General features: G+C 72.9%; 11 protein-coding genes. 5 read left to right on the forward strand and 6 right to left on the reverse strand.

What is annotated here, in order from left to right:
- The first annotated feature begins 280 nt into the window (after positions 1–280).
- Positions 281–856: a TerD family protein gene (locus ACFV1W_RS38500; RefSeq protein ID WP_207811945.1), complete on the forward strand. Its 576-nt coding sequence runs from the start codon at positions 281–283 to the stop codon at positions 854–856.
- Between the two features lie 56 nt (positions 857–912).
- On the opposite strand, the gene ACFV1W_RS38505 is transcribed toward ACFV1W_RS38500, so the two are convergent.
- On the reverse strand, positions 913–2,208 hold the full coding sequence (locus tag ACFV1W_RS38505; RefSeq protein ID WP_380422002.1) for a monooxygenase: 1,296 nt from the start codon (positions 2,206–2,208) through the stop codon (positions 913–915).
- A 211-nt stretch (positions 2,209–2,419) separates the two neighbouring features.
- Here ACFV1W_RS38505 and ACFV1W_RS38510 point away from each other — a divergent pair, with 211 nt between their 5' ends.
- Together ACFV1W_RS38510 and ACFV1W_RS38515 are read left to right on the forward strand one after the other, a co-directional pair.
- The gene (locus ACFV1W_RS38510; RefSeq protein ID WP_380422004.1) at positions 2,420–4,462 is read left to right on the forward strand and encodes an FAD-dependent oxidoreductase; all 2,043 of its coding nucleotides are present in this window, start codon (positions 2,420–2,422) and stop codon (positions 4,460–4,462) included.
- Positions 4,463–4,670: 208 nt separating this feature from the next.
- Positions 4,671–5,399, forward strand: coding sequence for a hypothetical protein (locus ACFV1W_RS38515; RefSeq protein WP_380422005.1), 729 nt, complete (start codon positions 4,671–4,673; stop codon positions 5,397–5,399).
- A 223-nt stretch (positions 5,400–5,622) separates the two neighbouring features.
- Here ACFV1W_RS38515 and ACFV1W_RS38520 read toward each other — a convergent pair whose 3' ends face one another.
- Complete coding sequence (locus ACFV1W_RS38520) at positions 5,623–6,840, reverse strand: acetylhydrolase (RefSeq protein ID WP_380422007.1); 1,218 nt, start codon at positions 6,838–6,840, stop codon at positions 5,623–5,625.
- A gap of 203 nt (positions 6,841–7,043) precedes the next feature.
- Complete coding sequence (locus ACFV1W_RS38525; RefSeq protein ID WP_380422008.1) at positions 7,044–7,406, reverse strand: hypothetical protein; 363 nt, start codon at positions 7,404–7,406, stop codon at positions 7,044–7,046.
- Positions 7,407–7,598: 192 nt separating this feature from the next.
- Here ACFV1W_RS38525 and ACFV1W_RS38530 point away from each other — a divergent pair, with 192 nt between their 5' ends.
- On the forward strand, positions 7,599–8,570 hold the full coding sequence (locus tag ACFV1W_RS38530; protein ID WP_380422009.1) for a DUF4331 family protein: 972 nt from the start codon (positions 7,599–7,601) through the stop codon (positions 8,568–8,570).
- 85 nt (positions 8,571–8,655) lie between these two features.
- Here ACFV1W_RS38530 and ACFV1W_RS38535 read toward each other — a convergent pair whose 3' ends face one another.
- Positions 8,656–10,218: an MFS transporter gene (locus tag ACFV1W_RS38535; protein WP_380422011.1), complete on the reverse strand. Its 1,563-nt coding sequence runs from the start codon at positions 10,216–10,218 to the stop codon at positions 8,656–8,658.
- A 129-nt stretch (positions 10,219–10,347) separates the two neighbouring features.
- Between ACFV1W_RS38535 and ACFV1W_RS38540 the strand changes: the two genes are divergently transcribed.
- The gene (locus tag ACFV1W_RS38540) at positions 10,348–10,659 is read left to right on the forward strand and encodes an ArsR/SmtB family transcription factor (RefSeq protein WP_380422013.1); all 312 of its coding nucleotides are present in this window, start codon (positions 10,348–10,350) and stop codon (positions 10,657–10,659) included.
- Positions 10,660–10,887: 228 nt separating this feature from the next.
- On the opposite strand, the gene ACFV1W_RS38545 is transcribed toward ACFV1W_RS38540, so the two are convergent.
- Positions 10,888–11,073, reverse strand: coding sequence for a hypothetical protein (locus ACFV1W_RS38545; protein ID WP_380422014.1), 186 nt, complete (start codon positions 11,071–11,073; stop codon positions 10,888–10,890).
- A gap of 415 nt (positions 11,074–11,488) precedes the next feature.
- Positions 11,489–12,418, reverse strand: a 930-nt coding sequence (locus ACFV1W_RS38550) for a putative bifunctional diguanylate cyclase/phosphodiesterase (protein WP_380422016.1), incomplete at its 5' end; no start/stop codon positions are given.

Raw genomic sequence — 12,418 nt, forward strand, 5'->3', positions numbered from 1 at the left:
CTCAGTCATCTCCCCAGGTGTCACACACCCTCAACGACACAACCCGCCGTTGGACACGCCCAACCCCGACGAACCTGACCAAGCCCTACTAGGGTGGTGACACCCGTCCGGCGCCCCGGCCGGTACGGTGACCGGTGTGCGGTGGGATCCGGGCCGGGGATGATCGGTTCCCCTCCCCGTCCCTGAGAAATCCCGGGGGCGGGCCCCGCCCGCAGGCGGATTCTCGTGATCTCTACAGTGCTGTAGATTCGTCCGCAGGGAGAGATCCGAGGAGGGCATTGTGGGAGTTTCGCTGGCCAAGGGCGGCAACGTCTCGCTGAGCAAGGAGGCGCCCGGTCTGAGCGCCGTGATCGTGGGTCTCGGCTGGGACGTGCGCACCACCACCGGGGCCGACTACGACCTGGACGCCAGTGCGCTGCTGTGCAACGCGCTCGGCAAGGTGGTCTCGGACCAGCACTTCGTCTTCTTCAACAACCTCCGCAGCCCGGAGGGTTCGGTCGAGCACAGCGGCGACAACCTCACCGGTGGCGGCGACGGCGACGACGAGCAGATCAAGGTCGACCTGGCCCGGGTACCGGCCGACGTCGCCAAGGTGGTCTTCCCGGTCTCGATCTACGACGCCGACGCCCGGCTGCAGAACTTCGGCCAGGTCCGCAACGCCTTCATCCGGATCGTCAACCAGGCCAACGGGCAGGAGATCGCCCGCTACGACCTGACCGAGGACGCCTCGACCGAGACCGCGATGGTCTTCGGCGAGCTGTACCGCAACGGCGCCGAGTGGAAGTTCCGTGCGATCGGCCAGGGTTACGCCTCGGGCCTGCGCGGCATCGCCACCGACTACGGCGTGAACGTCTGAGCCACCCGGCTCAACGGGCGGGCCGGCTCAGCCGGTCCGCCCGACACGTGGCCGCCTCACCTGCTCCGCCCGAGCGCGTGGCCGCCGAAGCCGCCGCTTCCGGTGAGCTGTTCCCGCCACCAGGCGGCCATCGCGGGCTCGTCCATGGCCGGCCAGTCCGGCGCCGCGGTGACCTGCGCCCGGCCCAGGGCCCGGCCCAGGTTCACCAACTCCAGCCCTGCGGCCGTCCGTTCGCGGTCGTACGCGGCCAGCAGGGGTGACCACGAGCCGCCGCCGAGGCGCCGTCCGGCCTGCTCGAAGGAGTGCGCGTCCTGGAGGGCCTTCACCGCACCGCTGGTGTTGTGCGGGCGGACGACGGTCGCCGCGTCGCCGCCGATGAGCAGCCGCCCGGCGGTGCGGTGCGGGGTCGCCAGGTCGTAGACGGGCTGCAGCAGGGTCCGCTCGCGCGGGGTCAGCGCGATCACGCCCGCCCAGTACGGCGGTAGCTGCTGCTCGGCGAACTCCCGCATGCCGTCCAGCTGTTGATCGCTGAGGGCGCCCGCGGCGACGGCGGTCGGGCCGTCCAGGCGCAGCCAGTCCGGGGTGGGCGCGTAGAAGACCCAGTTCACCTGGGTGGTGCCGGGGGTGAGTCCGGGGATGCGGTAGATCACCACCTGGCCGCCGCGGTAGCAGACGGTGATGCACTCCTCCTCCGGCCAGACCCCGGCGCCGCCGGGCAGTCCGGCCAGCAGCGCGGCGTCGAAGCTGCCGCGCCAGCACACGTACCCGGCGTACTCGGGCACGGCCCGCGGGCAGACGGCGGCGCGGACCACCGATCGGTAGCCGTCCGCGCCGATCACCAGGTCGTACGGGGTGCGGGTGCCGTCGGCCTCCTCGATCCAGGCGCCGGTGCTCCCGGAGCTCCCGCCGTTCTCGTCGCCCCCGTCGCTTCCCTCGCTGTCACGGCCCTCGTTGCCGACGGCCGTCACCGTCGCGCCCAGCCGGTACTCCACCGCCGCGGGCGCGCTCTCGCGCAGGGCCTGCCAGAGCACCGCCCAGTGGTGGGAGTGGAAGGGGAACGGCTGGGCCCACAGCAGCCTCCCGCGCCCCCGGGTGCCGCTGTCGTCGCCGCCCTGGCCGACGGGCTCCCGGGCGACCCAGCTGCGCACGGTGAGCCGGTGTCGCCGGGTGTCGGGAGCGAGGTGTCCGGCGTCGACCAGTTCGGCGAAGCGGTCGTTGTGGGTGCAGATCCCGAGTCCGCGGTCCTCCAGCCGGCCGGGGCTGCGTTCCAGCACCACGACCCGTTCCGCGCCGAGCCGGGCAGCCGCCCCGGCGAAAGCGCTCCCGGCGATGCTGCCCCCGACCACGGCCACCGAGCCACCCCGCACGGCCGCCCCCTCTCCGAGCCCGTGAATCCGGCGCTGTCGGGCACGACGATACGCCGCCGGGGCGGGCCGCCCGGCCGGTACCGGCATCCTCGCCGGGCGAGGCCTATGCAACTAGTTGCATAGGGCGGCGACCGTCCCCTACTCTGCGGTAACAATCCGGGAGACACCTCCCACCGACCGCCCCCAGGAGACGTCGATGAGTGCGACCCCCGGCAGCAGCCGCTACCCGCACCTGCTCAGCCCGCTCGACCTCGGCTTCACCACCCTGTCCAACCGGGTGATCATGGGTTCGATGCACGTCGGCCTGGAGGAGGCCCCCGGCGGCTACGAGCGGATGGCCGCCTTCTACGCCGAGCGAGCCCGCGGCGGCGTCGGCCTGATCGTCACCGGCGGCATCGCCCCCAACGAGGCCGGGCGCCCCTGGGAGGGCGGCGCGATGCTGACCACCGAGGAGGAGGCCGACGAGCACCGGGTGATCACCGACGCCGTGCACGCCGCCGGCGGGAAGATCGCCCTGCAGATCCTGCACTTCGGCCGCTACGCCTACCACCGCGACCTGGTCGCCCCCAGCGCCCTCCAGGCCCCGATCAGCCCCTTCGTGCCCAACGAGCTCACCGCCGAGCAGGTCGGGCAGACCGTCGAGGACTTCGCCCGCTGCGCGGAACTCGCCCGCCGGGCCGGCTACGACGGCGTCGAGATCATGGGCTCCGAGGGCTACCTGATCAACGAGTTCGTCGTCGCCGCGACCAACCGCCGCGAGGACGAGTGGGGCGGGCCGTACGAGCGGCGGATGCGCTTCCCGGTGGAGATCGTCCGCAGGGTCCGCGAGCGGGTCGGCGAGGACTTCATCATCGTCTACCGGCTCTCCATGCTCGACCTGGTCCCCGGCGGCTCCACCCTGGACGAGGTCGTCCAGCTCGCCCAGGCCGTTGAGGCCGCCGGGGCCAGCATCATCAACACCGGCATCGGCTGGCACGAGGCGCGCATCCCCACCATCGCCACCTCCGTGCCGCGCGGTGCCTTCGCCTGGGTCACCAAGCGCGTGATGGGCAAGGTCGGCATCCCGCTGGTCACCACCAACCGCATCAACACCCCTGAGATCGCCGAACAGTTGCTCGCCGAGGGCAACGCCGACCTGGTCTCGATGGCCCGTCCGCTGCTCGCCGACGCCGACTTCGTCGCCAAGGCGCGCGAGGACCGCGCCGACTCCATCAACACCTGCATCGGCTGCAACCAGGCCTGCCTGGACCACACCTTCAACCTCCAGATCACCTCCTGCCTGGTCAACCCGCGCGCCTGCCACGAGACCGAACTCGTCCTCGCCCCCACCAGGTCGCGCAAGGACATCGGCGTCGTCGGCGCCGGACCGGCCGGCCTCGCCTTCGCCGTCTCCGCCGCCGAACGCGGCCACGCCGTCACCCTGTACGACGCCGCCGAGAGCGTCGGCGGGCAGCTGAACATCGCCCGGCGCATCCCCGGCAAGGAGGAGTTCAACGAGACGCTGCGCTACTTCCGCACCCGGCTGGCCGAGTTGGACGTCACGCTGCGGCTCGGCGCCCTGGTGACCGCCGAGCAGCTCGCCGGGGCGGGGCACGACGAGATCGTCCTCGCGACCGGTGTCACCCCCCGAACTCCCGTCGACATCCCGGGAGTCGACCACCCCAGCGTGCTCGGCTACCTGGACGTGCTGCGCGACGGCGCACCCGTCGGCGAGCGGGTCGCCATCCTCGGCGCGGGCGGGATCGGCTTCGACGTGGCCGAGTTCCTCACCGACCAGGGCGACGAGGCGAGCCTCAACCCGCCGGTGTTCCAGGCGAAGTGGGGCATCGACCCGGAGTACCGCGAGCGCGGCGGCCTGCGCGCGCCCGAGCGGCCGAGGCCCCCGCGCAGCGTCCACCTGCTGCAGCGCAAGACCAGCAAGGTCGGAGCCGGACTCGGCAAGACCACCGGCTGGATCCACCGCACCGAACTCAAGCACCGCGGCGTCACCATGGTCGCCGGCGCGACGTACGACCTGATCGACGACGCCGGGCTGCACTTCACCGTCGACGGCGAGCGCCAGCTCCTGCCCGTGGACACCGTGGTGCTCTGCACCGGTCAGGAGCCGCGCCGCGACCTCGACCAGGCGCTGCGCGAGCGCGGCCTGTCCGTGCACGTGATCGGCGGCGCGGACGTGGCGGCCGAACTGGACGCCAAGCGGGCCATCAAGCAGGGCACGGAGCTGGCCGCCGCCATCTGACGTCGGGTAGCCGGGGGGCTACCCGGCGCACCGGGGCCCGTAGCCACGCGCTGCGGGCCCTGACCGCTGCCTCCTCCATAATCGCCAGCGCTGCCTCCTCCCGCTTCGCCGCCGTTGACCTGCGACGACGCCCGCCCGCGCGCCCCGCCCGGCCCCCGGTGGGAAACTGGTGCCCTGTCCCTGCCCGAACTCTCGACCGGGGGCCAGCATGTCCCTCCCGAGGCCTCTCCACGCCCTCACCGTCGCGGTCCTGGTCGCGGCGGCCACCGTGGGACCGGCGGGCGCCGCCGGCGCCGATCCGGCCCCGCCGCTTCCCTCCGCCGACCAGCTGAAGTCGGCGCTGCTCGGCGTGAACGACCTCGGTCCGGACTACACCGAGGCGCCGGCCACCGAGAGCCCCAGCCCGAGCGCGAACCCCACCCCGGTCACCGGCTGCGACGCGCTCAGCGCCCTGATCACCATGCACCCGACCGCGACCGACCCCGCGACCCCGCGCGCCGAGACCGAACTCGACGGCCAGGACGGCAATCCGATGGTGACCCAGTCCCTCACGGCCGAGGACCCCGGCCGGCTCACCAGCGACTTCGACACCGCCGCCGACGCGTTCAAGACCTGCCACACCATCACCTTCAACGCCGACACCGAGGACTCGGTGACCTTCACCGTTACCCCCGTCACCCTCGGGGACCGCCAGGACGCCCCCGCCGTCCGCCTCGACGGCACCATCGCCGGGGTCCGGCTCAACGCCTTCGTCGGCATCGAACGCTTCGGCACCGTGGGCATGGTCTACGGCTTCTTCCAGCGCGAGTCCGCCGATGCCCAGACCGCCTCGATGCAGTACCGCACCGCCGTCGCCAAGGTCGAACACACCCTCGGCACCACCGCCGGCAGCACCACCCCGCCCACCGCGTCCGCCGCTCAGGACATGTCCGTCTGACATCACTGCGGACGCGTCGCGACGCCCGTCGAGCACACCGCTCGACGGCGGTCGCGAGGCGTCACCCGTCCTCCGGAGTGGTGCGGGGCGGCCGGCCGGGGTGGGACGGATCAGCGTCCCGGTCCCGGGCCACGCGCCACCGTCCCTCCGCCGACCCCCGGTCCCGGGACACGCCCCGCGAGCGGGCGGCCGCACCCCCGTGGCAGCCGCCCGTCCACGCTCGTCACGGCAGGAACCTGACCTCCGGGAACTTCGGGGACGGGCCGTCGAGGAGGGAGCCGCGGCGGTGGCGGAGGTGGAGGTCGAAGAAGGCGAGCGGGTACGCCTGCTGGATGCGGACGGAGCGGTCGGCGGGGAGAGTGCCGACCATCTCCTGGACCTGCTGGTCGGGGAGACCGAGGAGCCCGGCCACCTGCGGCATCAGCGGCGAGGCGTCGGAGTACGAGCTGTGGCGGACGCCGTCGGCCTGGATGTTGAGCCGCCAGCCGCGCAGGTGGTCCCAGAAGGTGACGGCGTCCCGGTTCTGGTCGCGGCCGAACTCGGCGGTCAGCATCAGGAACGGGCGGTCGAGGTCGGTGACGGGGATGGCCTGCATCGGCCCGTCGATGGCGAGGCCGGCCCGGACACGGCGGTCGGCCGTCATCACGGCGGCGGTGGCCGAGCCGCCCTTGGACCAGCCGAACATGCCGATGTCGAGCGGGTCGGGGGCGCCGAGCAGGCCCTCGGGCAGGGGCTTGCCGTCGACGTCGGGATTGCGCCCGGCGGCGAGTCCCTCGACGCAGTCCAGTACGAAGCGGGCGTCCGCGGCGAAGTCCCGCGGGCCCAGCCTGGGCGCGCCGTCGATCCACGGGGTGAGGACGCGGCCGTCGGGGAACTCGGTGAAGGCGTCCCAGGTGTGGTCGACGGTGACCACGACGTAGCCGTGGCTGGCGAGTTCCTGGACGATGGTGGTGTTGACGGCCCGGTGGGCGTGGGCGCCGTGCGAGTAGACGACGACGGGCAGCCGGTGGCCGGTGCGGTGGACGGGCGCGCCCAGGCGGGCCGCCGTGAGCGGGGTGGCGGAGACCGGGAGCCTGAAGCCGAAGTCGTCCAGGTAGGCCTTCATGGCGCCGTCGGTCATCCAGGGCGCGAGCGGCAGTTCGTCGGCCCGCCCGGCGGGGTACCAGACGCTCGCCATCAGCTCGCGGTAGCGGCCGGCCCCGGCGAACGGGTCCGGGCGGGAGGTGTCGCGCAGGTGCAGGGCGACCGTGCCGACGCGGTGCGGGCCGGTGGGTTCGGGCAGGGTGAGCCGCCCCGGCGTGGGCGCAGGCGTGGGGGAGGGGGCGTCCGCCCGGGCGGTGGCGGCCAGGCCGAGCGGGGCGGCGGCACCCAGGGCCAGTGCGGCGCCCAGCATGTGACGGCGGGTCAGTTCGATGGGGCTGGTGAACGGCGTGGTGTCCATGCGCCGAACGCTGTCACGCGGCCCGGGAGCCGGGCATCGGCCCACCGATTGATCTCCCGACCGCCCGCATTGGCCCACGGGTTTACATCCCCGGGCTGATGCGTGCCCGGTGGCAGCCGACGCGTGCGGAAGCCCGGGTCCGCGATGGGTTCCGCGGGCCCGGGCTTCGGTTGCCGGTGGGATCTCCGACCCTTCGCGTCAGGTCAGTTGAAGACCAGGACGTCGGTGCGCATCGGCAGGGAGCTGCCCCAGTCGATGTTGATCTTGAAGGTCACGACGCCGTTGCCGGGGGCGATGCTCGACACCTGGAAGGCGGCGGCGCCGACGAAGCGGTTGCCGTTGGAGTCGATCTCGGAGGCGGTGATGACGACGGTCGAGTTGGTCCCGATGACGTTCCACGGGAGCTGGAGGTTGAAGATCCCGTGCGCCGGGGTCCAGGTCCACCAGGCGCGCCACACGGCACCGACGTTGCCGCCGACGTCCGCGAGGTTCTCGCTGTGGATGGTGGGCTGGGAGTGGTCCGCGATCTGCGGGATCCCGGAGGCGGAGGATTCGGTTGCGGTCATGGCGGCAACTCCTTACGCCGGGAGAGCCTCAGGAGCCCTCCGAATACTCCGAGTGTCAGTCAGTGTGCGGAGCGTCGCAATCACTCGTGCGGGTGAAGCTGCGGCGCGCCGCCGGGGCGCATCGGGTCGTGGAGGCGGTGTGCGGGTGTGTCGGCGCGGCCGGGGCGTGCTCCGCCTGCTACCAAAAATCCCATGTCCCACCACCTCAGCGGCCCCAACCTCCGCTCCCCCCGCGGCGACGCCCGCCTCGACATGACCGACCTGTTCGCCTTCCCGGCGGCCGACGCGCCCGACCGCACCGTCCTGATCCTGAACGTCAACCCGTACGCGCCCACCCGGGCCGCCGGGTTCCACCCCGACGCCGTCTACCGGATCAACGTCGACAACGACGGTGACCACCGGGCCGACGTGGCCTACTCGTTCACCTTCTCCGCCCCCGAGAGCGGCACCGGCGCGCAGCGCGTCACCGTCCACCGGTCCACCGGCGCCGCCGCCCAGAAGCACGAACCGACCGGCGACGTGCTCTTCTCCGACGTCCCGGTGGCGTTCGGCGACGCGCCCGAGGTGGTCGAGGCGGACGGCTGCAAGCTGTCCGTCGGGCTGCGCAGCGACCCGTTCTTCGCCGACATCGAAGGCATCGTCGACAACTTCACCTGGACCGGCAGGGACGCGATGGCGGACGCCAACGTGTTCGGCATCGCGCTCGAAGTCCCGGACGCCGACCTCGGCCCGGACCCGACCATCGGGGTCTGGGGTCGGGTGAGCGTGCGTCAGGAGGGCCAGCTGGTCTCCGTCGACCGGGGCGCCCACCCGTCGCTCACCGCGTACTTCAACACCGAGGAGGTCAAGGACGCGTACAACGCGGGCGAGCCCGTCGACGACTGGGACACCTACCGCGAGGCCTGGACGGCCGTCCTCCAGCACGCCGGCGACTACACCACCGAGGCCGCCACCGAGACGCTGAAGCTCGTCCTGCCGGACATCCTCCGCTACGACCGCTCCCGCCCGGCCGGCTATCCCAACGGCCGCACCCTGGTGGACGACGTGACCTCGGTCCGGCTCGCCATGGTCTCCGGCGGAAAGATCACCAGCGACCACATCGGCCCGCACGCCGACCTGATCCCGACCTTCCCGCACCTCGGGCACCCGCATCCCGTCAAGTAGCCCTCCGGGTCGTCGAGCCGACCGGCCCCCCGCGGTCCTCCCGCGGCGGGCCGGTCGACCCGCCTCCGGCGGCGGTCGCGTCCGCTCAGGAAGCGGGCCTGCGCTCCGCGTGCAGCAGGACCGCGATCACCGCGGCCAGCACCAGGCCGACGGCCGCCAGGCCCCAGAGCAGCAAGTGGAAGGCCGAGTCGTAGGCGCGGGCGAGGAAGTCGGCGAAGCCCGTACGGTCGGTCGCCCCCGAGAGCGCGGCGGCTCCGGCGAGGTCGCCCCCGGCCGCCCGGTCGGCGACCCCTGCGGCGTCGGTGGCCCCCGGGTACCCGCCGATGCCGTCGCCGACCCGACGCCCGAGCACGGTGGCCAGCGCCGAGCCGTACACCGCGACGGCCACCGCCTCGCTGCCCAGGCGCAGGGTGTTGAGGAAGCCCGCCGCCATCCCCGCCTTGGCCGGGTCGACCAGCGCCAGCGCCTGGCCGTCGACCAGCCCGGCGGACAGGCCCATCCCGGCGCCGGTGACCAGCATCGGGGCGGCGAGGACCAGCACTCCGACCGAGGGGGAGAGCATGGTGAGCGCCACGTCGCCGAGCACCAGGCAGGCCAGGCTGAGGAAGAGCAGGGTGAGCGGGCGGACGCCGCGGCCGACCAGCCTGGCGGCGAGCATCGGGCAGACCAGCACCGGGGCGGTGAGCAGCAGCATGAGCAGACCGGCAGTGCCGGTGTCCCGGCCGGTGACGGCGGTCAGGTAGCTCGGCAGGTAGGTGAGCAGGGTGACGAAGCCGAAGGAGGCGGCGACCGGCACGAGGCACAGGCCGAGGAAGCGGTGCTCGCGCAGCACGCTCAGGTCGAGCATCGGATGGGCGCTGCGCCGCTCGACGGCCGCGAAGACGGCGAGCGCGGCGACGGCCCCCGCCAGCAGGCCGAGCACCCCCGCACTGCCCCAACCCCACTGGGAGCCCTGGACGATGGCGGTGGTCACCAGCACCATGGCGAGCACGAACAGCGCGCTGCCGGGTACATCGAGCCGGCCGCCCCCGGCCTGCGGCGGCACGGTGCGGGAGAGGGCGGGCAGCGCGAGCAGTACCAGAGCGAGCGCGGCGGCGTGCGCCGCGAACACCCAGCGCCAGCCGAGCCCCTGGATCAGCGCACCGGCCAGCGAGGGGCCGACGGCCACGCCGATCCCGGCGATGGTGCCGAACAGGGCGAAGGCCCTGGCCCGGGCGGGGCCGTCGAACACGGTGGACAGGATCGCGGCCCCGCAGGAGAAGATCGCCGCCCCGCCGATCCCGGTCAGCGCGCGGGCGGCGTCGAGCAGGAGCACGTCTGTGGCGACGGCGCTGGCGAGCGAACCGGCGGCGTAGAGGACCACCCCGGCCGTGAAGGCCCTCACCCGGCCGACGGCGTCGGCGACCGAGCCCCACACCAGGGTGAAGCAGGCGAACGCGACGTTGAAGGCGTTCACCACCCACTGCAGCGGGGCCAGGCCCGCGTGGGTGCTGCCGCCGATGTCGGGGAGGGCGACGGCGGTGCCGGAGATGGACGTCGGGACGACGAACACCGCGAGCAGGACGGCCGCGAGAGTGAGCGTGCGGCCGGGGCTCCGACGGGCGTCGGCGTCCTTCGTGGTGGGCGGGATCGTGCTCGCTGGACTCATGAGGGCAGCACTCCAGGCTCGGACCGGCCACGGCGTGACCAGGTACGGATTTGATCGAACCTAAGCTGCCACGGAGTCGAGGTACGATTCAACCCATACCTTCGTCCCGCTCAGGGAGGACCGGCACCGATGCCCGACGAAGAAGGCCACCCGGCCGTCGACGAACTCGACCTGCGCACCGTCATGAGCGCGCTCGCCGACCCCCTGCGCTACGGGGTCGTCACCGCCCTGCTCCGCGAGGCCGACGGCACCGCCCGCACCTGCGCCTCCTTCAACCTCCCCGTCTCCAAGTCCACCCTCACCCACCACTTCCGCGTCCTGCGCGAATCCGGCCTGGTCCGCCAGGTCGACCGCGGCAACAGCCGCGCCGCCACCCTGCGCCGCGCCGACCTCGACGCCCGCTTCCCGGGCCTGCTCGACCTGCTGCGCGCCGAGTCCTGAGCCCCCGGGAGAACGCCGAAGCGGCGGCCAAGCTCCTTGACCGCCGCCCGGCCCGCCCGACAGCGCCGCTGTCGCCCTCCGCTCCCGACGTCAACTTCCGGTGACGGTGCGGTACTCGACCTCCCACGAGCGGAGCCCCGGTCGCAGGAACTCGACGGTGTCGAAGGTGACCAAGGGATCCGGGCCGATGGGGCGTGCGTGCATCGTCCTTCCCCGAACGTCGATCTCTCAGCCTGCGGTTGCGGCGGCCCGCGCCGATTCCATGTCGGCCACGAGGGATTCCACCCTCCTGTTCGTCTTCGAGCCCCAGCCGTAACCCGCGAGCAGCGGCAGTTGGCCGGATCCGTCGTCGGACAGTACGAGTTCGGGGAGTTCGGACGAGAAGAGCGTCCCCGGGAGCGTGGCGTGCTCCACCCGCTCGACCTCGGACCACGTACGAGCGCGTCCGGAGCAGCCCGGAGTACCTCACTCCGGCCGGCCCGAAGGACGCCCCGTACACCGGGGCGCGCACCGTGAGAACCAGCCCGGGAGTTCCGGCGGGGACGATCGGGATCAGGTCGTCCACCCGGTCGGCGTAGGCCGCCGCGGAGGCCGCGACGAGGACGCACACGAGTCCGGTCAGGAGTAGACGACCGCCCACGGGCTGCGCCGCTTGTGCACGGTGCCCCGGGGCGAAACCTGCACCGGTCGTGGCATCGATACCCTCTCAAGGTATCGCCATGGCTTTGCCCGGCTCCGGTAAGGCCCGGTGACGATCTTTCACTCCCGGTGCGGCCCCGATGACCAGATGGATGAAGATTCCGTAACGGCATTCGCGAGGTCGCGCCCGCTACGCCGGTTCGTACGTCGCCCGGCGGACCAGGGCCCGGGCCCGCGCGCCGTCCATCGGGTGGGCGAAGAGGTAGCCCTGCCCGAGGGGGCAGCCCATGGCGGCGAGCAGGTCGCGCTGGTCGGGGTGTTCGATGCCCTCGGCGATGACCTGGACGCCCAGGGTGTCGGCGATCCGGGCGATGCCCTCGACCAGGGCGTGCTGCTGGGGGGAGAGGCCGAGGCCGTCGATGAAGGACTTGTCGATCTTCAGCAGGGAGATCGGGAACTCCCGCAGGTAGGAGAGGGAGGAGTAGCCGGTGCCGAAGTCGTCGATGGCGAGGCCGATGCCGAGGTCGCCGAGGACGGCCATGTCGGCGCGCAGCCGGTCGTCGCGGCGCATCAGGACGGATTCGGTGAGTTCCAGGACGAGGGTGCGCGGGTCGATGCCGGAGGAGTCCAGGGCGTGGCGGACCACGTCGACGAAGCCGGCGTCACGGAACTGGCGGGCGGAGACGTTGACGTTGACCCGCAGCGGAGGCAGGCCGGCGGCGGCGCGGGCGGCGGAGCTGGCGGCGTGCCAGGCGGCCGCCTCCTCGGCGGCGCGTTCCAGGACCCAGGCGCCGAGCGGGACGATCTGGCCGCTCTCCTCGGCGAGGGCGATGAACTCGTCGGGCAGCACCATGCCGCGCCGGTCGTGCGGCCAGCGGACCAGGGCCTCGAAGGCCACCAGGTCGCCCGTGCGCAGGTCGACGATCGGCTGGTAGTACAGCTGGAAGGCGGATTCCGCGATGGCGGAGTCCAGGTTCTCGTTCAGCTCGTGCCGTTCCACCAGCCCCGCCTGCAGGGCCGGCCGGTAGTGGCACCACTGGCGGCGGCCGGCCGCCTTCGCCGAGTAGAGCGCGAGGTCGGCGTGGGTGAGCAGTTCGGTGGCGTCCACGCTGTCCTCGGT

The sequence above is a fragment of the Kitasatospora sp. NPDC059648 genome, assembly GCF_042734825.1.
In the GTDB taxonomy this organism is placed as follows: Bacteria; Actinomycetota; Actinomycetes; order Streptomycetales; family Streptomycetaceae; genus Kitasatospora.

What these genes read in the sequence shown, in the direction of transcription:
- ACFV1W_RS38510 (WP_380422004.1), top strand. Translation starts at nt 2,420, where the DNA reads ATGAGTGCGACCCCCGGCAGCAGCCGCTACCCGCACCTGCTCAGCCCG.
- ACFV1W_RS38515 (WP_380422005.1), top strand. Translation starts at nt 4,671, where the DNA reads ATGTCCCTCCCGAGGCCTCTCCACGCCCTCACCGTCGCGGTCCTGGTC.
- ACFV1W_RS38520 (WP_380422007.1), bottom strand. Translation starts at nt 6,840, where the DNA reads ATGGACACCACGCCGTTCACCAGCCCCATCGAACTGACCCGCCGTCAC.
- ACFV1W_RS38525 (WP_380422008.1), bottom strand. Translation starts at nt 7,406, where the DNA reads ATGACCGCAACCGAATCCTCCGCCTCCGGGATCCCGCAGATCGCGGAC.
- ACFV1W_RS38530 (WP_380422009.1), top strand. Translation starts at nt 7,599, where the DNA reads ATGTCCCACCACCTCAGCGGCCCCAACCTCCGCTCCCCCCGCGGCGAC.
- ACFV1W_RS38535 (WP_380422011.1), bottom strand. Translation starts at nt 10,218, where the DNA reads ATGAGTCCAGCGAGCACGATCCCGCCCACCACGAAGGACGCCGACGCC.
- ACFV1W_RS38540 (WP_380422013.1), top strand. Translation starts at nt 10,348, where the DNA reads ATGCCCGACGAAGAAGGCCACCCGGCCGTCGACGAACTCGACCTGCGC.